This window comes from Proteus penneri (genome assembly GCF_022369495.1).
Lineage (GTDB): Bacteria > Pseudomonadota > Gammaproteobacteria > Enterobacterales > Enterobacteriaceae > Proteus > Proteus penneri.
Window position 1 is genome coordinate 939,667 of record NZ_CP059690.1, and the last position, 18,280, is coordinate 957,946.

The following is an 18,280-nucleotide window of genomic DNA, read 5'->3' on the forward strand; positions in this document are numbered from 1 at the left end:
TTATTTTAGTCTTTCTTTTAAATAACCTTCGTAATCAGGAATTTTAATTGTTGATTCTTGTGAAAACAGAGGCGATGAAATTAAAAAGTTCGCGGTTGCACGATTGGTGGCAACCGGAATATTCCATACTGTTGCTAAGCGTAGAAGGGCTTTAACATCTGGGTCGTGGGGAACGGCGTTCAATGGGTCCCAAAAGAAAATCATAATGTCGATTTTTTTTTCAGCGATCATTGCACCTATTTGTTGGTCACCGCCCATTGGGCCACTTAGCATTTGAGTAACACTTAGGCCTGTGTGCTGGTTAATTAAATTTCCTGTGGTTCCTGTTGCAAATAACTTATGTAGAGACAGTTGTTCACGATTATTTTGAACCCATTCAAGTAATGAGCTTTTGCAGTGATCATGGGCAACAAGCGCGATATTTTTTTCTTTTAAGAGCGTGCGGTCAATTTGTTCCATTTGATACCTTTAAAAATAAATATAGTTATTGTTTCAGCTGTCAAAATACCTTTTTTTTATCTTACAAGCTATGAACGGATCAAGATACTATGATGTATCATAATATTTTCAATCTTCATGATGAACGGAGTATATAAATGGTGGACTCAGACATTTATGACATTTTAAGAAGTGTCAAAACAATTGCACTTGTTGGAGCGAGTAGCAAAGAAGATCGCCCAAGCTATAAAGTCATGAAATTCCTATTAGAACAAGGCTATGATGTTATTCCTGTCAATCCAAGCATGTCAGGGCAAACCTTATTAGGGCAGAAATGCTATGCCTCATTAAAAGATATTCCTATTGCTGTTGATATGGTGGATGTTTTTCGTCAATCTGACGTTGCATTAGAAATTGCACAAGAAGCAATTGCAATTAATGCCAAAGTATTATGGTTGCAGATTGGTGTTATCAATGAAGATGCCAAAGAGTTAGCAGAAAAAGCAGGATTACGAGTTGTTATGGATCGCTGTCCTAAAAAAGAAATTGAAGCACATGGACTTCCTTGGTAATGAACTAAAATAAAATCGCCGAAAACAAATTCGGCGATTATCATATTTATTCAGCTCACAGCTTATTTAGATTATTCGGTTAATTTCGTAATCGTGGAGCCTGTAATTGGCTACGAATTGACTGCGATAGCTCATCCAATGAGTCATTATCTAAGTGTTCATCTGAAACTTCATAAGTTATCTGTGCTTCAGCAAGATAAGTATGAACGGGCTGTCCTTCATCATCTTCCATCACAACATGGTACCAAGGTGCTGCTCGCAAGGTCACATTAGATGCAATATCATCCTCATTAGGCTGATCAAGGGAATATTCAGCATCCACATCGACAACAACGCCTAAGTAGCCGAGTAATTTATGTCTAACTTGCTGTCCTATCCCAAATTTGCTGGCGGTCATCATAGTATCACCTCCATATAGCCTTGCTTATTGGTTATATATATGAGGGTACAAAGTGAAATTTCAAGGATTTGAAAAAAATATAATCCTTTGCTTTCATTATGAATAAAGAACCTCACAAAATCAGATTATCTATTGTATAAAGAAAAGACAATAACCTGAGTAGAATTTTTATTTTAACAACACTATCAGGAGAGCATATGAAAATGGGTAGAGAATATATTATTCAAGGGCGTGTGCAGGGCGTTGGATTCCGTTTTTTTACTTATCAATGGATGAAAAAACAACCAATAACAGGGTATGTTTGGAATCGTGATGACGGTAGCGTGGGAGTAAAGGCTTTCGCGAAAGAGAATGCATTAAAAGAATTTGAAGATTGGTTAGAAGCTGGTGGACCAAGAAGTGCTAATATTACATTTTGGTCAGCGACACCTTGTGAATATGAACAGATGGCAGATTTTTCAATCCACCATTATGAGTAATATTGTTTTAATGATTTTTAATTATCTTTTATCTAAAGATAATATTAAATACATTTAACGGGTTTTGGTAAACCAGCGAGTTTTGTAGCTTGTTTTGCAGGGCCTTTAGGAAACAAACGATAAAGATAACGGCTATTTCCTTTTTCATCGCCATATTTTTGTGCAAGCGCTTTTACTAACATACGAATAGCGGGGGAGGTATTAAATTCCAAATAAAACTGTCGAACAAAACGGATAATTTCCCAGTGCTGTTCTGTTAGCTCAATTTCTTCTAATTCAGCTAATATTGGAACCATATCTTCATTCCATTCATTGCTATTTTTTAAATAACCATGACTATCTGTCTCGATTTCTTTTCCGTTAAATACAAACATGTGCGTAGCAACCAATCAAAAATAATATTGCTAATTTATCAAAAATAAGGGAAATACCCAAGTAGAACCCATAAATCGTTGATAAATTAAGCCATTGACTTGTAATGCGTTTAATTTTACGGCAAACAGTACAATAAGGGCTTTACAACATAAGCTTAGGTGTTTATATTGCTCCCCATTGCGGAGGGGTGGCCGAGCGGCTGAAGGCAGCGGTCTTGAAAACCGCCGATGGGAAACCATCCGAGAGTTCGAATCTCTCCTCCTCCGCCATCTCAACATCTCCTAGTGTCTCCTGAAGTCTCCTAATCCCAGTAAAATCAAGCAATCCAATCAAATTATTGTCTCTTGAAGTCTCTTTATGTCTCTTGAAAGCTCCATTTTTTTGGGGTACAAATGGGGGGACATTATACCCCCTTAATATTTAATACCCCCAATATGAAACTAACAGTTAAGCAAGTTGATAGCAGTAAGCCAAAAGAAAAGGACTACAAACTATTCGATGGAGGAGGTTTATATCTATTAGTTACAAAATCAGGAAGTAAATATTGGAGATTAAAATACCGTATAGATGGCAAAGAAAAAGTTTTAGCTATCGGTGTCTACCCAACGATAACTCTCGCGGAAGCCAGAAAGAAAAGGGATGACGCAAAACGGCAGTTATCTGATGGTGTTGATCCTAACAAGATAAAGAAGGATAAGAAAAGGGATTCAAAGTTTGATGGAAGCAATACGTTTAAAAGCATTGCTCTAGAGTGGTATGAGGGAAGAAAAGACCGATGGTCTGAAGGTTACCGCAATGACATGATGGAAGCATTTGAAAATGATGTTTTCCCATATATTGGAGATCGCCCAATAGCAGAGATTAAACCTCTCGAATTGCTTGAGGTGCTTTCGATAATGGAAAAGCGTGGCGTTACAGAGAAATTAAAAAAAGTTCGTCAGCGCTGTGGTGAGGTTTGGAAATATGCCATCATAACTGGACGAGCTGAATATAATCCCGCCCCAGATTTAGCTAGTGCGTTTATTCCACATCAACGAGAAAACTATCCGTACTTATTAGCTGATGAATTGCCTGAGTTTTTATCTTCGGTAGACAAGTATCAAGGAAGTCAGATCGTAAGAACTGCATTAAACATCTTAATGCTCACCGGTTTAAGACCAGGGGAGCTAAGAAAATCAGAATGGTCATTTATCGACTTTGAAAGCAGAACATGGAAACTGCCAGAAAGAATCATGAAGATGGGTAGAGTGCATGTGGTGCCAATGTCAGATCAGGTGATTTCTTTACTGCGTCAAATACAGCCAATAAGTGGCGATTATCAGTATATTTTCCCTAGCCGAACGAATCATAAGAAACATCTGTCTGAAATGGCGATAAATACAATGATTGGCAGAATGGGTTATAGAGGAAGGGCTACTGGTCACGGCTTTAGACACACCATGAGTACAATATTGCATGAGAAAGGATTTAATACAGCGTGGATAGAGTTACAACTTGCTCATGTTGATAAAAACTCTATCCGTGGTACTTATAACCATGCACTGTATTTTGAGGGGAGAAGGGAAATGATGCAGTGGTATGCTGATTATATAGACGAGCTGAGAAGTAAAAAGAAATAAAACTCAATTGATGGTATTATCAGGGCAACGAGCATTATTGATTCGTTGCTCTATCCATTCATCTACTTCACTTTCAATAAAACGAACTGAGCGAGATCCTATTTTTACCTGCTTTGGAAACTCTCCTTTATCTATTAATTTGTAAGTCCATGACTTGCTATATCCTGTTCTATCTAAAACTTCATCCAAGCGTAATAGTTTATATTCCATCTTTCTATTCCTTTTGTAATTTCGTAATACTATCCATTCTTCCGTTTATATTGCTCATGATCATCACCACAATCTTTACTGCAATATGCACTATTAGGTGCAACCGTTTCTTCGTGACACCAAATACACATTCCGTTATGAGATTTAATTGCTGGTTTACGATTTGATAATGATGTTTGAATATGTAATTCGTTTATTTCATTTGCTGAGTCAATAATATCCATAATTACGCTTGTCCTGTTTCAATTAAATAAATAAGTACACATAATGCTATTAGCTCTGCAAGTTCAGTAAATGTCATAATTCATCTATATTAATTTAATGCTTCCTTCTACTTGGTTGCCATATACATCCCAATCACCATATTTCTCTCGTGCAAATAATTCGAGTCGAGGAACATCTCCGTATAATTCTTCTAACCTATAATGTATTTCTTTTGGCTTTTCGCTATGCTCACCAAGACATGAATAAATAACTTGCCTAACACTTGCAGACTTACGAGGTAATCCATTACCTCTTGTGGCTATTAAACACATTTCAATATTTTGACGGGTGTAATTACCGCAATTAATCTTCGTCTCATTGTTTAATATTTCCATAAAGTCAAAGGAATCTTCTGGTGGTTTTTTATTTATTCTATTTTCTGCATTTTTATTTAATTTCACCCATGCGAACCCGAACATGTTTTTAACTTTAAAATCCCATGCTTCGGCTAGTTTAATAGCTTCGAGTGCAAAGTTGCCTGTGTACCATATAAATAGTACGGCATTTTTAGAGGAGTGTTTTTCTATTGGTAATCGGGAGAGGGAATATAAATCTGTGGTGTTGTAATGATTATCTGCTGCGCCATTTGAAACTTTGTTATTGTAAGACCAAGGTGGATCGCACAATATCAAGTCATATTTTTTCATTCTCCGCTCCACTATCACCTATATTAAACGGCAGTCCATCTGCTTCCATTGGCTTTATATCAGCAAACGCGCAAGGAAGAATTATTCCACCGAACTCCTGAGCAAACATTAACGCCTGTTTTGCCTGAAGAGAGACATATTGCTTAGGTAGAGCTATTTGATATGTAACGCCATCAATTAATACTAACGTCGTCATTGCCTGAACTTGTTTCATTTGTTGTCCTCCGCCTCTTTCATCATTAAGAATACTTCCATAGCGCCACGATATGGGTTTTTATTTACTGAGATGAAGTCATAATCAAGGCAATCAGCTGTCCATTTATTAGAATGGTACATTGGTGATAACCCTATTTTATTCTCAATAATAATCGGCATTGCGTCAGTAGGGTTATTGCATGGATCGAAAGTCCGATAGCCGCTATCCATATAAGCTAATACAGATTCTTCTGTTAATAAGCATTTCTTCTTTAACCTTGTCGCAACTAATTCATTAATTTGAAGGTCGGTGTACTTATTATAGCTATTCATTGATTACCATCCTGTAATTTCTATATCGTCAGAGTCAATAAACCAAGGTTCAATTTCATCAATCCGAATACCCATATCATCTAGAGAAGGATAGCCATCAATTCCTTTATCTTTAGACCAATCGAATTGCTCGGTAAGCCATTCTTCATCCTTGAAGTTATTGAATGCTATTTGCTGGAAGCACTCAGCACAGAACATTGCAAAACCTGCTTTCTCATGGCTACCGTGTATATCAGCTCTATATTCATCACCAGAATAGAATTTATTAATTTGTTCACATGATTTTTTAAATTTATCTTCATCGATAACAGTGACAACCATTTCCAAATCTTTTTGCCACGAGCCAGAACTTATTTTAATTTGTCTCATCTGTATATTTCTCCACAAATAACATTAACATTCCTAACTGACATTAAATATTCAGCACGTTTATTGCATTCCGATTGCGTGTATATATCTTCTGTAATAGGCACAGCAGAACCCTGTATTAGCATGAGTAATACACATCCGATTATTTGCATTAATTGCTACTCTGAATTTTAGGTATAAAAAACCCTGCTAGTGCAGGGAAGTTATAAACTTTGAGAATAATCTTTGAAACCTTTCACACATAAATCTATTGTGTGTATAGATTCATCTAAGCTTAGATCACTAAAGTAATCAAGTATATTTTCTTTACTATTATCATAATGAATTTTTAAAATTAAATTTTCAATATATGTATTTATTTGAATGCTGTGCTTGTATAGAAATTGATACCTCTCTGAAATATTTACATTAACTGATGCTGAGTTTGAATATATATAAGACAAGGATGAGTTATCAAATTTAAACATTCGAGCATTGCCTAACTCTCTTCCCTTTGTATTTTTTAAAATAAACGCATGTATGTTATGACCACCAAGATATTCTACAAATGAATCGTTGTTTTTTGCTAATAAGTTACGTAGTTTAACCAATTGAATTACTATTGTTTTTAGCTCATCAGAATATTTAGTAAATATATTTAGATAGCTAATGGATATTTCTTTTTGCCTTTTCTTTTCTGAGTTTTCTGAGTCTTTTTTTTGCCAAAAATAAACACCTATGGTGGCAAATAAGGCTAGCGAAGATAAGAATGCAAAGATAGTTGATAGATAAGAAAAAATAATGCTGAGTTTATCTTTTCCATGAGCATCGGTGACAAATATATCAATAACAAAAACACCAAAAACAATTAAAGATATTGAAGCTGTTGACACCCAAAAAATAATATTTTTAAGCTTTGAAGATAGTTCTATCATCGTGGATACCATTATAAATATTGGAATCATACTCACATCCATGTGACTAATCCACTGTCAAAATTCCTCCTTAACTCACCTTTATTTGCTTTAATGCCTCACGAACAGCGTTTAATCGTGATTCCATTCTTAGATATTTAGAGTTAGGAATAGTGGGCCAATCGTTATACCAAGCATCATCACCAAACAAGCTAAGCAACTTACCGCCTAAAAAACTATTGCAACAATCATCTTTAACATTATCTGATGATTCGATTAAACCCCAATATTCCCTTGCTTCGTGTTTATCTATTTCATCATCTTTGCGTAGTTTGATAACTTGCTTTTTGGCATATTTATCATTTGCATCGTTATCGTCATCTATTTCATAGATTAAATTAGAATCTAACTTACCTATCCAGTAGTGATTGTTAATACGCTGAATAAACTCAACTAGCGAGCTACCCATCGAGCCCCAAAAGCAAGACCATGAACAACCGCTTTCGCTAATTGTGACACGGCTGTTTTGATTATCGCCGTAGTCTTCAAGATACAAATGAATAGGGTCGTGACGCTCTATGCCTGTTATTACTAACTTAGTAATTTGTGATTGCTCAACTTTCATTGCTCCACCTTATTTAATTCTTCAATGCCTGATTCTGTTAATTTCCATCCATCTTTAGGGTGAAGTTTAATAAGTCCTTTATTCTCCAGTGAGAAAATTAACAGCCCATTACTTAACTGCCTATATCCATTATCTACATTTTTTAATGTGCTAATTTGACGCTCTGTTAATTTCACATTCATTCCTCTTCATTGCATCCCTGCAAGTTAAATTATCATGCGAACGTTGGTAGCTTCCTGCCAACCAGTTCCTCTGCATCCTTCATAAAGTCAGTGGCTTGCTCTTCCATTCCAACGCCGAAATCATATTTATGAACCGCTTTAGCCATTAAGAAAGCGCCAGCAAAAAGCACTTCTTTCAACTTCTTATTTTCTTCTTGTAATTGTTCAATAGTCATATCTATCTCCTGTTTGCATCCTTGCACTGAGTAATGGTTATATCCTTTGGTTAAATCACATAGGGAAGGGTCAGAAGGGTATTTCTTGATCATCGAAGTTCATTGGTGGCTCATTTTGTGTCGCTTGCGGTTGCTGTGGTTGACCCCATCCTTGGTTTTGTGGCTTCTGTCTTCCTGCCTGATTGCCACTGTTACCGCCTAACACCTGCATAGAACCGCCGATATTCACAACAACTTCCGTTGTGTATCGGTCTTTCCCGCTTTGGTCTTGCCACTTTCTGGTTTGTAGAGAACCTTCGATATATACCTGACTTCCTTTTCTCAGATGTTCACCTGCAATTTCGGCTAATTTGCCGAAGATACATACTCGATGCCACTCAGTTTTCTCCTTCATCTCACCAGTTTGTTTATCACGCCACGATTCCGATGTGGCTAGTGTGAGATTTGCTACTGCGCCACCTGATGGCATATAGCGGATTTCTGGATCCTGCCCCAAGTGACCAATGAGAATACATTTATTCACGCCTTTACTTGCCATTACGCAGCTTCCTTAAGTTCTTTAATCCGAATGCCTGTTACACGTTCACATTCCTTTTGTGATTCAGTACCAGCTAATGCATTCCATGCTTTTTTGTACTCATCCATGATTTGTGATTGGTTCGTTGCCGTGCCAAGAAAGTTAGTGTAATCAGCTAACACCTGCTCTGCCGTCCGTGGCGCTACGTTATGAATTTCCGCATCTGCATCAATTGCTGTTTCTTCTGTTGGAATACAGAACGCTTGAAATGCCGCGTATTTATATGCAATCGACATGGCTTTATTTGTGGCTTTATCTCCGCTATCCATAGCTTCACCATAAGTCACTACCGTATGTTTACTGCCATCTTCCGTGGCGACAAAATCGAATTCAGCCTTAACCACAACGTAGAATAAGTGACCACCTCTTTGCGTTTGTCTTTCCGTGACTGAGCGTTCAATGATCCGTGGAAGAATAAGCAATCCATGCTTAACTAAAGCTGGAGCAAGAGCGTTATATACTGCGTCAATCCCTCTAAACATAAACCCTTGCTGTTGGTTTTTACTTCCTTTCTTTATTCCTGTTTCAGCCATTTCCTTGGCTACATTGCTAATCGCTTTGTATACAGCAGTCATATTAATCTCCCAAATACTGACCAGGTCGGCGATCACTTCCGTAGTAATCGATTTCAATATTGCGACTAGATACAGAATTCCTTCCTGCATCGCGTAATGCCTGAATGTGAGGTGGTAGAGGTGGGTGATTTTTCGATGCGTCCAAGTTCATGTGCAGCAGCTCCATTGCTAGTCGCTTTTCTCTCTCCTTTACGCTCGTATTCGGCAAATAACCCTCAATCATTGCGATAGCTTGAGCCAGAGCTTCCTCTCTGTTTTTTGCTAATGATGGAGATGTTAATTGAGGGTATTTATCGGTAGGGTAGGAATTAGAAATATTCATTGAAAATCTCCAGCAAAATCCTTTAACGGTATCGACAATCCTTGTCGTCCTAACACTTCCGTTTGATACATAAATTCATTGCGTTCGCGTTCCTGCGATTCTTTACGCTTCCTGCGTAATTCTTCTAACCATTGCTTTGAGTTGCTCATAACTCCTCCTTAATAAACAGCACCCAATGCGTTTTATCGCTCTTACCGACACGCTGTACTATTGTTGGTTTTTGGTCGGTTAGCGCTAAAACTTGCTTGGTAGGTATTTGCGTTTCATTCCACTTAAAAGCCAATGTTCCGTTTGGCTTGAGCACTCTAAATGCTTCACCAAATCCTTTTGATAAATCGTCTTTCCATGACTCTTTATTTAATCGCCCGTACTTTTTAAACATCCATCCGTTGTGGCCAACTCTGATTAAGTGAGGTGGGTCGAATATAACTTGATAAAATTGACTGTCAGAGAAGGGGAGGTTTTTAAAATCAGCGATAATGTTTGGAGTGATATTTAGCTTCCTGCCATCACATAAAATATGTTTCTCTGTGCGGATATCACTGTAGATTGCTCGATTATCTTCCTTGTCAAACCAGAACATACGACTACCACAACACATATCTAGAACTTTAGTCACGCAACCCTCCTTAGCTTAGAAACACGCAATATCCTGTTAATAAAGGCTTCCTTGCCTATCGCATTGATAATCCGTTCAAGCGATTCGTCGTCACAATCGAGTGCATATTCCATTGCCTCAACTGAGTCAATTTCCGTTAACTTAGCCAGTTCTCTGAAACTTCTTGTCTCAATACTGAGCTTGCTACTGTCGTCAAATTCCATGACTGTTTTGCCGTCTACTACCCGAGTTCCGTTCGAGTAGCTGTATGAAATTTGCATAATCACCTCAACTTACAAATGTTGGTATTACGCCAACGGTTGTCACAATGACCACTGCTAAACTGAATAACCATGGACTTGTACGTTTATTTTTACGTGCTTGAGGCGTAGTGATACGCACCGCCATGCAATCACGCATAGTGATGTAATATTTTGATTTCATTGTTACCTCGCTAGGTGAGCGATAAGGTGGTTACCTGGTGTTGGTGCGGTGGGTTAGTAGTGAATTTTTACGTTTGATACTAGGTTTTTAGCGATAGCGATAATGCAATTCTTGGCGCACTCTTCTGGAATGCCAGCATCAATTAAATCTTGCATGGCTTTATTGTTAACGGTTTTCTGATGTTCCTTATCAGCCTGACGTTTAGCTTCTTCCTGACGCTTACGTTCTTCTTCTGCTAATCGCGCTTGTTCTGCTTCCTGTGCTTTCTTGCGCTCAGCTTCGATAGCTAATTGCTTCTCGCGCTCTGCTCGCTCCAGTGCCTCTCTAGCATCACGCTCTGCCTTTTCCTTGGCTTCTTTTGCTGCTTGCTCTGCACGTTGAATAGCTTCCTGCTTTTCACGCTCAGCGCGTTCCGCAGCTTCTTTTGCTTCACGTTCTCGCCGTGCTGCTGCTTCAATTTCTTGCTGTGCTTTGCGCTCAGCTTCAAGCCTTGCCTGTTCTGCAGCTTGTCGCTTCATTTCTTCTTCACGAGCAATGCGCTGGCGTTCTTCTTCGGCTTTGCGTAAATCAAACAGCTCGTTCATTTGCAGAGCCTCTTCATGATCAACTTCGATTTGCTTCTTAAGCGCTTCGGCTTCTTCGCGAGCTTTTTCTTGTGCTTCCCACTCTGTTAGTGGCTTGCGAATATCTGTGCTTAATGCATCTAGCTCGTCACGAAATAACTTACGACTAGCATCAACTTTTTTGGGTAGCTCTTTTAACTTATCGACAACTGCTTTACCTTCCTTGTCGATATACGTTTTTGTTTGAGTAACTTTGTACGCCAGAGATGCAAAAGCCTTTCGGTTTTTAGCCAAAGATAAATCACTATCGAGTTCTTTACGCTCTTCTTCTGCAAGAGATTTAATGTGCTCTAGCATCTGATTTACTTTTTCTGGCGCTGTAAATAAATCTAGCGCTGTCGCTTGTTCAATTACGACTAATTCATTTGCCATTTCCTATGTTCCTTATGTGCGTATTCCTCACTATTAATAGCGATATGAATGATTAAGTGGTGGGTTACTGCTGATCGAAGGCTTTTGCGTCTTCATTCAATAACAATGACAGCTAGTTATTTTGGATTGATCGCAATAATACTCATGTTGCAACGCTCTATTGTATTATCATTATTCCATTACAATGTGAGGCAATAAGAATGACTTCTTTATCTGAAATACAACGTGATATCTTGATAGCACTAAATAATCGCAATTATCCAATGAAACCAATAAGCAATAGTCAACTTACTGAGTTAGAGACACGTATTGGTAAGGATACACTGGCATATAATATCAATTATTTACAAGATCAAGGTTTAATTAAAGATGGTGCAATTCAGTTAAGCGGGACTGGTAAATTCGGATATATCCTGCCTAAGATGGCTCTCACTTCAAAAGGATTTAATTATATAAATGAGGATTCCATTGGCAATGAACTAAATTCAGTGACTATTAAAATCCATCAAGACACTATTAATAAACTAGAATCTATGATTCGTGATGCTAGTATTTCTGATGCCGAAAAGACAACGCTCATGCACTATATAAAAGAAAAAGGCGTTGAGAGTGTTATCGGAAAATGTATTGACATTTTGATTTCTAATACCGGTTCTGTTACTAAATTGCTTTCTGATCTAGCTAAAAGCATTATGTAATGGCAAGCCCATCCGTGGGCTTTATCTCGCCGTAACCCCGAACTCACTGCTCGGCTGTTTTGTTTTAACTCCTGAAAATACTGCTACATTAGGTAAGCAACAGTTATCTACTGAGTCATAAACTTTAGTGCTACGAATTAAAATTGCTTTTTCAACTCGGCTAATTGGTTTACGTTTTAACGATAAAGTAGGGCGCTTTGTTTCTTCTTCTGGTTCTCCGTGTATTGCAGCTTTTAATCTTTCAGTTAATGCGTGTGCTTCCTGCAATGCTTTTCTACGTTCCATTCTGCGTAATCTAGCGTTGTTGTAGCCGTGAAAGTTACACATAATTATCTCCTTACAGCTTGCTTTGGTGATTGGTGGTAGGCGCTGATCTCCTACTTGCAAGCCATGCCGAGGTAAACGGCTTTCACCTCCCTCAATATCAGTTATTACGACCCAGTACCCGAAGGCATATAACACTACTTAGCTGGTATCGCTCGCTTGCGGAAACTGTTAGCTTTTAAACCTGCTAATCAGCCTTAGCATTCACCAATCCCAAAACTTACTGTCTTTGGTTTGCGCTTTTTCAGCGCTATCTGTTAAAGAGCAAACTTCCTGTTTATCTATGGCTCCTTGCCTTCGATGTGATAAATATTACAGGCGGTATTTATTTAAGTCAATACCATCGGTAATGTAAAATTGTATTTTCGGTAATATTATTGAATTTGAAAGGAATTTATTTTCAAAAAAATCTCAGATTGGAATGCAGATCACTTCTTTGGTGGGGAGAGGGTACAAAAAAGCCCTCGCTGGGAGGGCTCTCTGTCATTCTTAATAGTGTTAATTGTTTCTAGGTTGAAAATATGCAGATGGAGAGCATTTGAGATTGAAAGAAGGTGTAACTAACAACCCCATGGCGTCAAGATCATGAATCATTTTTACTTGTCTTTCATTTATTTCTTTATTTCTTATAGATGTGACATTTGTAATGATTTTTGAGTTGGTAACATTATTCATTTTCTGTCTCCAGTTGCTGGGCTTCTTCTTCATCTAAAAACGGCGTTGACCCTATGACAACTATTTCTTGATTTGATTTCATTGCAAATTGAAGCAATAAATTATGAATGTTGATAATTCCAGATGAAAAATCCTCATCGTCTGAGTAATCTTCAACTTTTAACTTTAAAGTATCAATTATAGTTTTAATGCCAATTGATCGACCATGTGAGTGCCATCGTTTATTATCAGATAGTAGTATAGCTATTTCTTCCGCTCTATCTACTTTGTCTTGGAAGCTAACAACTTCCCCTGAACTCTCTTTATAATTCCATTCTTTAAATTTATAATCAACAAGCCATTTTTTCAAGAGTTCTTTTGATAATTCTCTTGCTTCCTCATATCTTCGAAGTTCTGCGAGATCTAGACGGTTAAGCATCATTAGCTCTGCTTGAGTCACAATTCCTTGCTCAGATTTTTTTATAATCTCTTCGACTTTGTCCAAATAGCCTAGGGCTGGAACCCATTGGTTCTCTGGGTTGGCTACTTGTGGGTCTATAGGGCCGAGTGATGATGCATAGTCCATATAGATTTTATCACCTGACATACACCATATTGTTCCAGCGGACATAGCGAAGTCAGGAACTATAAAATATACCTCGTCGTAGAAATATCTTGTTATTTCTACCAGTTTTTCAACTGATTCTACACTCCCGCCTGTCGTCTGAAGTAGAATTACCAGTTTTTTTACTCTCCTTTTTTGGGCTGCTTTACCAAGAAAAGATACTGTTGGCTGGAATGAATGTTTAGACCAAAAATTTATTCCGCCATAATAAGACACCACGTCAGCATCAGGAAAGTGTTTTTTCTTAAATTCATCAATGTTATATGTTATAAATCCTTGCAATGCATTATCTAAATTTTGCATAAAGTTATCCATGTGTTTAAATCATATTACGTTTTTATTTCCCACACTCTAAAACGTGTCGTCAGGCCATTAAAACAGTGCTTTACCTGTTTTTTCGCAAACATCTATAAACTTGATAGGTTTAACTATTGCTGCGACATAATGAATTGTATCTACTTGATCTGGTGATAGAGTTATTGGTTTATGTGAGTTATTAATACTAGTGAATTGATAATCACCATCTCTTGTCTTGTTACAGATTTTAATCATGTTGTGACCATCAATAGTGCGTACAAATACTTCATCACCAGATCTAACTCTAGTATTTGGTTCAACAACGACGAACTCTCCAGATTGAATGCGAGGCCACATGCTATCACCTTTAACTTTCAAGCCGTATGCATCCTTGTCATCACTGTATATCTTTAACCATCCGTTGTGTTCTTCAATCATATCCACAGCACCATCAACACCTAAGAACGCTTCACCGCGAACTTGAACCATTCCGGAGGGTACTGTGCCTATATATTCGATTTCATCGTCTACCGATTGAGCTAGAGACATTATTTGTTTAGATATTGACGGACTTATGTCACTAACAGCAACCTTCAGTATCTTTGCAAATGTAGCAACTGCGTTCGGGTTTAATGGATTAATTCCATTTAAATAATGACTGACAGCACTTTGATTGACACCTAGCTTTTCAGCTATGTCTTCTTGATTTATCCCTAGCTCCTTGCGTTTAGAGCTATAAATTGATTTGAGCCTTCTGGCATCTGCCAATTGCTCTTCTGATAGCGGTTTCTTTTTGTTCATTTATGCATTTTATTACTATAAGTTATATTTTAAAAATACCGTTAGTATTGACTTTTTTATTACCGAATATAATAATTAAACAGATTCATTTTAAAGGAGAAGAAGATGAACCAATTAGCTTTACGTGAATACGTCAAGGAGCACGGTCAAGATAAGACGGCTAAAGCAATAGGTGTTACTCAAGGCGCTATCAGTAAAGCGCTAAGAGAAGGGAGAAATATTCTCTTATCACAAACGGAAAATGGTATTAAGGCAATAGAAATAAAGCCATTTCCAAGCACTAAAAAATAAGCATCATCACGTTCTTTAACAGATAGCGCTGAAAAAGCGCACTTCAAAAAACACTCACAGGATCGTGAGTCACGGACTAACTGTATCTAAAAGGACTATAGACTATGGAAAATGCAATTTCACGCAACGTACGTGCAATTGAGGCTCGTATCCGAAAAGGGATCATTCTAACCACACCTAAGCAAGTTGCTAAGGCTGTTGGCGTTCATGAATCCCAAATCACTAGATGGCAAGCAGAGAATGGCTTTATTGAGAAGGCAGCAAGACTGCTGGATGCGATAGGGTTCGATGCACCAGTACAGGATGTAATTATTCAAGGTGATGAGGCTAGAGCGTTAATTCAGATGCTTGAACATATCAAAGCACCAAAAAGAAAAGCCCCAGCGGTCACTGAGGCTTCTCAACAAATGGACTTAACCATTTAAACTAACAAATACACTGTATCAATAACCAGTATTAAAGGGAAGCTGATTTTGAGCTTCCCTTTTTTGATACAGCTTTAGAATGGAGAAATTATACCATGAGACAAAGAATAAATCATGAAATTTATGGCTGTGATGAGCATAAAAACATCATGAAAAATAGGTTGTTACAAGAAATAACCCCACTGGGTTGTCAGCGTTTAAAGGAAGCATTGAAAGACGCAAAATTAAGGAAAGCACATCGGGATAAGTTATTAGGAGAGCGAAAATGAGTATGCTTCTAATGGCAAAAGCCATGCAATTACAGGTGGGGAGTACAGCACAAAAAATGGTGCTACTGAAACTTGCCGATAATGCCAATGATAAAGGCGAGTGCTTTCCTTCTTATGAAACTATTGCACGTCATTGCGAAATTAGCCGTCAAAGTGCGATAAACCACATTAAAAGTTTATGTAAAAAAGGGTTTGTTCGTAAAGTTACGCGAAAAACTGATAAGGGGCATACTTCCAATTTATATATTTTGGATTTGGAGGCTAAATCTCTTGATGAGGGTAGTCAAAATACAGTACCACCTAGTCAAAATTCTGTACCAGAGGTAGTCAAAGAATTTGACCACGGTAGTCAAACGGTTGGACTAGGGGGTAGTCAAAAATTTTTACCCAGAACCAGTCAGTCTTTTAACCAGTCAATTAACTCTAAAAAATTATCGTCTGACGACTCGAAACCTGCAAAGCAGATTTCAATTAATCGGCAAGCTAAAATTCCTTATCAGGAAATCATGCAAGCCTTCAACGAATCAGCAGGGGATAGATTACCCAATGCCGAATCACTGAATGACAAACGCAAACGAGCAATATCCAAATTCCTGAAAGAGCTTAAAGAGCCCACAGTCGAATCAGCTAAAAATTATTTTGATTATTTTATGGAAACGGCGAGTGCTTGGTATTTCGGCGAAAATAATCGGGGTTGGCGAGCGAATTTTGATTATTTACTCAGACCTGAAACGGTACTCAAAACAAGGGAAGGAGCACTGTGATGAACCAAGTTCCGAATAATTTAATGGCGGAACAAAATGTTATTGGAGGACTCCTGCTTGACCCGCAAAGTGATAATGCGCAATCAATTTTTTCACTGCTAAAACCTGAAGATTTTTATGCCCGACACCATCAAATTATTTATCTCACCCTGCGAGAAATGTATACCCAACGTATGCCAATAGACATCATGACGGTGACGGATTGTCTGGAGTCAAAAGGCCGAATTAATCAATCAGGTGGTTTTGCCTATCTTGCTGAGATGGCAAGAGAAACACCGAGTATTGCTAACATTATGGCTTATGCGAAAAAAATCCGAGAGTGTTCCGCACAGCGTTTTGTTATCGAAAAGACGGTTGAAATTCAAAAACTCATGATGGTGCCAAGTGAGTTAAGTTTTACGGATAAAATTGAACAAGCACAACGCTTGCTTGATGAAGCCACGTCGTTTGGAAAAATGGGGAGAAAAACAGGGCTACGCCGAATTGATGATGTGTTGGATGATGTTTTTACCGATATTTGTGACCGCCAAGATAACCCAGAGAAACATCGAGGATTAAAAACGGGATTTAAAGATTTTGACCGCCTATTAAGCCCAAAACAGATTGTCATCGGTTCTCTGTTCGTGATTGGTGCTCGTCCAAAGATGGGGAAAACAACCGTTCTCACTGAAATGGCAAAAAATGTCTCACAACAAGGTAAGCCTGTATTGTTGTTCAGCATGGAAATGACGGATAAACAGCTTGTTGAACGGACACTAGCCCAACAAACTCAGATTAATTCAGATAAATTTTACCAAAAGTTAGAGGAGTATGAATGGGATAGGCTTTGCAGTGCCATCGGTCGCCTTAAAGATGAGCCCAATATTTGGGTGGATGATACACCCGGCATGTCCTTACAACACATTCGTTCTGAAAGTCGGAGAATTAAGCGCAAAGTCGGTGATATTGGGTTTATTGGTGTCGATTACCTCACTCTGATGCAAGCGGGAAAAGCTGACCGTAATGATATTGCCTATGGTGAAATCACTAAGGGGCTAAAGATATTGGCAAAAGAGCTCAATACGGTGGTTGTGTTGCTTGTACAACTGAATCGGGGATTGGAAAACAGGGCAGATAAACGCCCCGTACCAAGTGATTCAAGAGATACAGGACAAATCGAGCAAGATTGTGATTATTGGTTAGGCATTTATCGTGATGCGGTGTACCACGATAATGCGGATGAAACACTGACCGAGATGATTTTAAGACTCAATCGACACGGTAAAACAGGTACTGTGTATGTTGACCAACAAGGATTGAGTATTACATCGGTTGATCAATATATGGCTGCTTATCGCGCTCAACCGAAACGAGAGCCTAAAAGGTATTGTGAAAAATCGTTTTAATTCGATAGAGGGATTTTAGATATGACAATAAAACAACTACAGAAAAAAATTCATCAACAAAACATTGAGGCTGGATGGTGGGATATCCCAAGGGAAAAAGGAACCTTACTTTGCTTGATCCATTCTGAAATTAGTGAAGCAATGGAGGGGGAGCGTAAAGATCTAATGGATTACCATTTACCACATAGAAAAATGGCAGAAGTTGAACTTGCTGATGCTGTTATTCGTATTTTGGATTATGCGGAAGAGTTCGGTTACGACATCGAAAGCGCTATTACAGAGAAACTCGAATACAACAAACATCGAGTAGATCATCAGCGAGAAAATAGAGTTAAAAAAGGAGGTAAACGATTTTAATTTAGCAATTTCCGAGATGAAACTAGGTGTTTGTATATTTAAAAAATAATGATGGAGAGGTTG

Annotated in this window: 35 protein-coding genes and 1 tRNA gene; 11 read left to right on the forward strand and 25 right to left on the reverse strand. The window is 38.0% G+C overall.

Annotated features, from left to right (window positions below):
* A complete protein-coding gene (locus tag H1225_RS04045; protein WP_072062770.1) occupies window positions 1-459 on the reverse strand; it encodes a methylglyoxal synthase in 459 nt (152 codons plus the stop codon).
* 137 nt (window positions 460-596) lie between these two features.
* Here H1225_RS04045 and H1225_RS04050 point away from each other — a divergent pair, with 137 nt between their 5' ends.
* Window positions 597-1,010, forward strand: a complete 414-nt coding sequence (locus tag H1225_RS04050) for a CoA-binding protein (protein WP_006537352.1) — start codon at window positions 597-599, stop codon at window positions 1,008-1,010.
* A 79-nt stretch (window positions 1,011-1,089) separates the two neighbouring features.
* Here the strand turns inward: H1225_RS04050 and hspQ are convergent, their stop codons facing one another.
* On the reverse strand, window positions 1,090-1,410 hold the full coding sequence (gene hspQ / locus H1225_RS04055) for a heat shock protein HspQ (RefSeq protein WP_006537351.1): 321 nt from the start codon (window positions 1,408-1,410) through the stop codon (window positions 1,090-1,092).
* A 197-nt stretch (window positions 1,411-1,607) separates the two neighbouring features.
* On the opposite strand from hspQ, the gene H1225_RS04060 reads away from it, so the two are divergent.
* The gene (locus tag H1225_RS04060) at window positions 1,608-1,889 is read left to right on the forward strand and encodes an acylphosphatase (protein WP_006537350.1); all 282 of its coding nucleotides are present in this window, start codon (window positions 1,608-1,610) and stop codon (window positions 1,887-1,889) included.
* 44 nt (window positions 1,890-1,933) lie between these two features.
* Here H1225_RS04060 and tusE read toward each other — a convergent pair whose 3' ends face one another.
* Window positions 1,934-2,263: a sulfurtransferase TusE gene (gene tusE, locus H1225_RS04065; RefSeq protein WP_006537349.1), complete on the reverse strand. Its 330-nt coding sequence runs from the start codon at window positions 2,261-2,263 to the stop codon at window positions 1,934-1,936.
* 182 nt (window positions 2,264-2,445) lie between these two features.
* Between tusE and H1225_RS04070 the strand changes: the two genes are divergently transcribed.
* Together H1225_RS04070 and H1225_RS04075 are read left to right on the forward strand one after the other, a co-directional pair.
* A tRNA-Ser gene (locus H1225_RS04070) sits at window positions 2,446-2,533 on the forward strand.
* Between the two features lie 165 nt (window positions 2,534-2,698).
* Window positions 2,699-3,883, forward strand: coding sequence for a tyrosine-type recombinase/integrase (locus H1225_RS04075; RefSeq protein WP_161747994.1), 1,185 nt, complete (start codon window positions 2,699-2,701; stop codon window positions 3,881-3,883).
* A gap of 3 nt (window positions 3,884-3,886) precedes the next feature.
* Here the strand turns inward: H1225_RS04075 and H1225_RS04080 are convergent, their stop codons facing one another.
* From H1225_RS04080 to H1225_RS04165, 18 genes are all read right to left on the reverse strand, one after another.
* Window positions 3,887-4,093 (reverse strand): helix-turn-helix transcriptional regulator, encoded by a 207-nt coding sequence (locus H1225_RS04080; protein WP_004244695.1) that lies wholly within the window; start codon window positions 4,091-4,093, stop codon window positions 3,887-3,889.
* A 29-nt stretch (window positions 4,094-4,122) separates the two neighbouring features.
* Window positions 4,123-4,317: a TraR/DksA C4-type zinc finger protein gene (locus H1225_RS04085; RefSeq protein WP_161747976.1), complete on the reverse strand. Its 195-nt coding sequence runs from the start codon at window positions 4,315-4,317 to the stop codon at window positions 4,123-4,125.
* An 84-nt stretch (window positions 4,318-4,401) separates the two neighbouring features.
* Window positions 4,402-5,004: an MT-A70 family methyltransferase gene (locus tag H1225_RS04090; RefSeq protein WP_239739474.1), complete on the reverse strand. Its 603-nt coding sequence runs from the start codon at window positions 5,002-5,004 to the stop codon at window positions 4,402-4,404.
* Window positions 4,991-5,218 (reverse strand): hypothetical protein, encoded by a 228-nt coding sequence (locus H1225_RS04095; RefSeq protein ID WP_161747978.1) that lies wholly within the window; start codon window positions 5,216-5,218, stop codon window positions 4,991-4,993. Before H1225_RS04095 ends, H1225_RS04090 begins: the two co-directional genes overlap by 14 nt.
* Complete coding sequence (locus tag H1225_RS04100; RefSeq protein ID WP_161747979.1) at window positions 5,215-5,532, reverse strand: phage protein NinX family protein; 318 nt, start codon at window positions 5,530-5,532, stop codon at window positions 5,215-5,217. The genes H1225_RS04095 and H1225_RS04100 overlap by 4 nt, the downstream gene beginning before the upstream one ends.
* Before the next feature lie 3 nt (window positions 5,533-5,535).
* On the reverse strand, window positions 5,536-5,901 hold the full coding sequence (locus tag H1225_RS04105; protein ID WP_161747980.1) for a DUF2528 family protein: 366 nt from the start codon (window positions 5,899-5,901) through the stop codon (window positions 5,536-5,538).
* A 203-nt stretch (window positions 5,902-6,104) separates the two neighbouring features.
* Window positions 6,105-6,857, reverse strand: a complete 753-nt coding sequence (locus tag H1225_RS04110) for a hypothetical protein (RefSeq protein WP_161747981.1) — start codon at window positions 6,855-6,857, stop codon at window positions 6,105-6,107.
* 28 nt (window positions 6,858-6,885) lie between these two features.
* On the reverse strand, window positions 6,886-7,419 hold the full coding sequence (locus tag H1225_RS04115; RefSeq protein ID WP_161747982.1) for a phiTE_072 family protein: 534 nt from the start codon (window positions 7,417-7,419) through the stop codon (window positions 6,886-6,888).
* The gene (locus tag H1225_RS04120; RefSeq protein ID WP_109847179.1) at window positions 7,416-7,601 is read right to left on the reverse strand and encodes a hypothetical protein; all 186 of its coding nucleotides are present in this window, start codon (window positions 7,599-7,601) and stop codon (window positions 7,416-7,418) included. The genes H1225_RS04115 and H1225_RS04120 overlap by 4 nt, the downstream gene beginning before the upstream one ends.
* A gap of 32 nt (window positions 7,602-7,633) precedes the next feature.
* Window positions 7,634-7,909, reverse strand: a complete 276-nt coding sequence (locus H1225_RS04125; protein WP_239739476.1) for a hypothetical protein — start codon at window positions 7,907-7,909, stop codon at window positions 7,634-7,636.
* On the reverse strand, window positions 7,887-8,354 hold the full coding sequence (locus tag H1225_RS04130; RefSeq protein WP_161747983.1) for a single-stranded DNA-binding protein: 468 nt from the start codon (window positions 8,352-8,354) through the stop codon (window positions 7,887-7,889). The genes H1225_RS04125 and H1225_RS04130 overlap by 23 nt, the downstream gene beginning before the upstream one ends.
* A complete protein-coding gene (locus tag H1225_RS04135) occupies window positions 8,354-8,968 on the reverse strand; it encodes an ERF family protein (protein WP_161747984.1) in 615 nt (204 codons plus the stop codon). The genes H1225_RS04130 and H1225_RS04135 overlap by 1 nt, the downstream gene beginning before the upstream one ends.
* A gap of 1 nt (window position 8,969) precedes the next feature.
* Window positions 8,970-9,290: a hypothetical protein gene (locus H1225_RS04140; protein ID WP_196573785.1), complete on the reverse strand. Its 321-nt coding sequence runs from the start codon at window positions 9,288-9,290 to the stop codon at window positions 8,970-8,972.
* Entirely contained in the window at window positions 9,287-9,439 is a 153-nt protein-coding gene (locus H1225_RS04145) for a hypothetical protein (RefSeq protein ID WP_196573786.1), read from the reverse strand. The genes H1225_RS04140 and H1225_RS04145 overlap by 4 nt, the downstream gene beginning before the upstream one ends.
* On the reverse strand, window positions 9,436-9,873 hold the full coding sequence (locus H1225_RS04150; protein ID WP_237585247.1) for a class I SAM-dependent methyltransferase: 438 nt from the start codon (window positions 9,871-9,873) through the stop codon (window positions 9,436-9,438). Before H1225_RS04150 ends, H1225_RS04145 begins: the two co-directional genes overlap by 4 nt.
* 32 nt (window positions 9,874-9,905) lie before the next feature.
* Complete coding sequence (locus tag H1225_RS04155) at window positions 9,906-10,169, reverse strand: hypothetical protein (protein WP_161747986.1); 264 nt, start codon at window positions 10,167-10,169, stop codon at window positions 9,906-9,908.
* Window positions 10,170-10,176: 7 nt separating this feature from the next.
* Entirely contained in the window at window positions 10,177-10,332 is a 156-nt protein-coding gene (locus tag H1225_RS04160) for a hypothetical protein (protein ID WP_164530195.1), read from the reverse strand.
* Window positions 10,333-10,385: 53 nt separating this feature from the next.
* Window positions 10,386-11,327, reverse strand: a complete 942-nt coding sequence (locus H1225_RS04165) for a coiled-coil domain-containing protein (protein WP_161747987.1) — start codon at window positions 11,325-11,327, stop codon at window positions 10,386-10,388.
* A gap of 200 nt (window positions 11,328-11,527) precedes the next feature.
* On the opposite strand from H1225_RS04165, the gene H1225_RS04170 reads away from it, so the two are divergent.
* Complete coding sequence (locus H1225_RS04170) at window positions 11,528-12,025, forward strand: YjcQ family protein (protein ID WP_161747988.1); 498 nt, start codon at window positions 11,528-11,530, stop codon at window positions 12,023-12,025.
* A 21-nt stretch (window positions 12,026-12,046) separates the two neighbouring features.
* Here H1225_RS04170 and H1225_RS04175 read toward each other — a convergent pair whose 3' ends face one another.
* From H1225_RS04175 to H1225_RS04190, 4 genes are all read right to left on the reverse strand, one after another.
* Window positions 12,047-12,352, reverse strand: coding sequence for a transcriptional antitermination N peptide (locus H1225_RS04175; RefSeq protein WP_237585246.1), 306 nt, complete (start codon window positions 12,350-12,352; stop codon window positions 12,047-12,049).
* A gap of 495 nt (window positions 12,353-12,847) precedes the next feature.
* Window positions 12,848-13,024 (reverse strand): hypothetical protein, encoded by a 177-nt coding sequence (locus H1225_RS04180; protein WP_161747989.1) that lies wholly within the window; start codon window positions 13,022-13,024, stop codon window positions 12,848-12,850.
* Window positions 13,017-13,931, reverse strand: a complete 915-nt coding sequence (locus tag H1225_RS04185; RefSeq protein ID WP_161747990.1) for an SDH family Clp fold serine proteinase — start codon at window positions 13,929-13,931, stop codon at window positions 13,017-13,019. The genes H1225_RS04180 and H1225_RS04185 overlap by 8 nt, the downstream gene beginning before the upstream one ends.
* Before the next feature lie 69 nt (window positions 13,932-14,000).
* The gene (locus H1225_RS04190; protein WP_161747991.1) at window positions 14,001-14,726 is read right to left on the reverse strand and encodes a LexA family transcriptional regulator; all 726 of its coding nucleotides are present in this window, start codon (window positions 14,724-14,726) and stop codon (window positions 14,001-14,003) included.
* A gap of 105 nt (window positions 14,727-14,831) precedes the next feature.
* Between H1225_RS04190 and H1225_RS04195 the strand changes: the two genes are divergently transcribed.
* From H1225_RS04195 to H1225_RS04220, 6 genes are all read left to right on the forward strand, one after another.
* Complete coding sequence (locus tag H1225_RS04195) at window positions 14,832-15,017, forward strand: Cro/CI family transcriptional regulator (RefSeq protein ID WP_004247720.1); 186 nt, start codon at window positions 14,832-14,834, stop codon at window positions 15,015-15,017.
* Between the two features lie 104 nt (window positions 15,018-15,121).
* The gene (locus H1225_RS04200; protein ID WP_161747992.1) at window positions 15,122-15,442 is read left to right on the forward strand and encodes a CII family transcriptional regulator; all 321 of its coding nucleotides are present in this window, start codon (window positions 15,122-15,124) and stop codon (window positions 15,440-15,442) included.
* Window positions 15,443-15,537: 95 nt separating this feature from the next.
* On the forward strand, window positions 15,538-15,711 hold the full coding sequence (locus H1225_RS04205) for a hypothetical protein (RefSeq protein WP_202612010.1): 174 nt from the start codon (window positions 15,538-15,540) through the stop codon (window positions 15,709-15,711).
* Window positions 15,708-16,475, forward strand: coding sequence for a helix-turn-helix domain-containing protein (locus H1225_RS04210; protein WP_109374413.1), 768 nt, complete (start codon window positions 15,708-15,710; stop codon window positions 16,473-16,475). The genes H1225_RS04205 and H1225_RS04210 overlap by 4 nt, the downstream gene beginning before the upstream one ends.
* Entirely contained in the window at window positions 16,475-17,860 is a 1,386-nt protein-coding gene (locus tag H1225_RS04215; RefSeq protein WP_109372764.1) for a replicative DNA helicase, read from the forward strand. Before H1225_RS04210 ends, H1225_RS04215 begins: the two co-directional genes overlap by 1 nt.
* Window positions 17,861-17,881: 21 nt before the next feature.
* Window positions 17,882-18,217 carry a nucleoside triphosphate pyrophosphohydrolase family protein gene (locus tag H1225_RS04220; RefSeq protein WP_017628812.1) on the forward strand — a complete coding sequence of 112 codons (336 nt, stop codon included), beginning with the start codon at window positions 17,882-17,884 and terminating at the stop codon, window positions 18,215-18,217.
* The last annotated feature ends 63 nt before the right edge of the window (window positions 18,218-18,280 follow it).

Bases quoted from the DNA above. Each gene is read 5' to 3' on its own strand.
- H1225_RS04050 (WP_006537352.1), top strand. From the start codon at position 597: ATGGTGGACTCAGACATTTATGACATTTTAAGAAGTGTCAAAACAATT.
- H1225_RS04215 (WP_109372764.1), top strand. From the start codon at position 16,475: ATGAACCAAGTTCCGAATAATTTAATGGCGGAACAAAATGTTATTGGA.
- H1225_RS04170 (WP_161747988.1), top strand. From the start codon at position 11,528: ATGACTTCTTTATCTGAAATACAACGTGATATCTTGATAGCACTAAAT.
- H1225_RS04200 (WP_161747992.1), top strand. From the start codon at position 15,122: ATGGAAAATGCAATTTCACGCAACGTACGTGCAATTGAGGCTCGTATC.
- H1225_RS04095 (WP_161747978.1), bottom strand. From the start codon at position 5,218: ATGAAACAAGTTCAGGCAATGACGACGTTAGTATTAATTGATGGCGTT.
- H1225_RS04175 (WP_237585246.1), bottom strand. From the start codon at position 12,352: ATGTGTAACTTTCACGGCTACAACAACGCTAGATTACGCAGAATGGAA.
- H1225_RS04080 (WP_004244695.1), bottom strand. From the start codon at position 4,093: ATGGAATATAAACTATTACGCTTGGATGAAGTTTTAGATAGAACAGGA.
- H1225_RS04045 (WP_072062770.1), bottom strand. From the start codon at position 459: ATGGAACAAATTGACCGCACGCTCTTAAAAGAAAAAAATATCGCGCTT.
- tusE (WP_006537349.1), bottom strand. From the start codon at position 2,263: ATGTTTGTATTTAACGGAAAAGAAATCGAGACAGATAGTCATGGTTAT.
- H1225_RS04185 (WP_161747990.1), bottom strand. From the start codon at position 13,931: ATGCAAAATTTAGATAATGCATTGCAAGGATTTATAACATATAACATT.
- H1225_RS04220 (WP_017628812.1), top strand. From the start codon at position 17,882: ATGACAATAAAACAACTACAGAAAAAAATTCATCAACAAAACATTGAG.
- H1225_RS04210 (WP_109374413.1), top strand. From the start codon at position 15,708: ATGAGTATGCTTCTAATGGCAAAAGCCATGCAATTACAGGTGGGGAGT.
- H1225_RS04110 (WP_161747981.1), bottom strand. From the start codon at position 6,857: ATGGATGTGAGTATGATTCCAATATTTATAATGGTATCCACGATGATA.
- H1225_RS04165 (WP_161747987.1), bottom strand. From the start codon at position 11,327: ATGGCAAATGAATTAGTCGTAATTGAACAAGCGACAGCGCTAGATTTA.
- H1225_RS04100 (WP_161747979.1), bottom strand. From the start codon at position 5,532: ATGAATAGCTATAATAAGTACACCGACCTTCAAATTAATGAATTAGTT.
- H1225_RS04205 (WP_202612010.1), top strand. From the start codon at position 15,538: ATGAGACAAAGAATAAATCATGAAATTTATGGCTGTGATGAGCATAAA.
- H1225_RS04155 (WP_161747986.1), bottom strand. From the start codon at position 10,169: ATGCAAATTTCATACAGCTACTCGAACGGAACTCGGGTAGTAGACGGC.
- H1225_RS04105 (WP_161747980.1), bottom strand. From the start codon at position 5,901: ATGAGACAAATTAAAATAAGTTCTGGCTCGTGGCAAAAAGATTTGGAA.
- H1225_RS04090 (WP_239739474.1), bottom strand. From the start codon at position 5,004: ATGAAAAAATATGACTTGATATTGTGCGATCCACCTTGGTCTTACAAT.
- H1225_RS04085 (WP_161747976.1), bottom strand. From the start codon at position 4,317: ATGGATATTATTGACTCAGCAAATGAAATAAACGAATTACATATTCAA.
- H1225_RS04060 (WP_006537350.1), top strand. From the start codon at position 1,608: ATGAAAATGGGTAGAGAATATATTATTCAAGGGCGTGTGCAGGGCGTT.
- H1225_RS04140 (WP_196573785.1), bottom strand. From the start codon at position 9,290: ATGAATATTTCTAATTCCTACCCTACCGATAAATACCCTCAATTAACA.
- H1225_RS04195 (WP_004247720.1), top strand. From the start codon at position 14,832: ATGAACCAATTAGCTTTACGTGAATACGTCAAGGAGCACGGTCAAGAT.
- H1225_RS04075 (WP_161747994.1), top strand. From the start codon at position 2,699: ATGAAACTAACAGTTAAGCAAGTTGATAGCAGTAAGCCAAAAGAAAAG.
- H1225_RS04190 (WP_161747991.1), bottom strand. From the start codon at position 14,726: ATGAACAAAAAGAAACCGCTATCAGAAGAGCAATTGGCAGATGCCAGA.
- H1225_RS04120 (WP_109847179.1), bottom strand. From the start codon at position 7,601: ATGAATGTGAAATTAACAGAGCGTCAAATTAGCACATTAAAAAATGTA.
- H1225_RS04130 (WP_161747983.1), bottom strand. From the start codon at position 8,354: ATGGCAAGTAAAGGCGTGAATAAATGTATTCTCATTGGTCACTTGGGG.
- H1225_RS04135 (WP_161747984.1), bottom strand. From the start codon at position 8,968: ATGACTGCTGTATACAAAGCGATTAGCAATGTAGCCAAGGAAATGGCT.
- H1225_RS04125 (WP_239739476.1), bottom strand. From the start codon at position 7,909: ATGATCAAGAAATACCCTTCTGACCCTTCCCTATGTGATTTAACCAAA.
- hspQ (WP_006537351.1), bottom strand. From the start codon at position 1,410: ATGATGACCGCCAGCAAATTTGGGATAGGACAGCAAGTTAGACATAAA.
- H1225_RS04180 (WP_161747989.1), bottom strand. From the start codon at position 13,024: ATGAATAATGTTACCAACTCAAAAATCATTACAAATGTCACATCTATA.
- H1225_RS04160 (WP_164530195.1), bottom strand. From the start codon at position 10,332: ATGAAATCAAAATATTACATCACTATGCGTGATTGCATGGCGGTGCGT.
- H1225_RS04145 (WP_196573786.1), bottom strand. From the start codon at position 9,439: ATGAGCAACTCAAAGCAATGGTTAGAAGAATTACGCAGGAAGCGTAAA.
- H1225_RS04115 (WP_161747982.1), bottom strand. From the start codon at position 7,419: ATGAAAGTTGAGCAATCACAAATTACTAAGTTAGTAATAACAGGCATA.
- H1225_RS04150 (WP_237585247.1), bottom strand. From the start codon at position 9,873: ATGTTCTGGTTTGACAAGGAAGATAATCGAGCAATCTACAGTGATATC.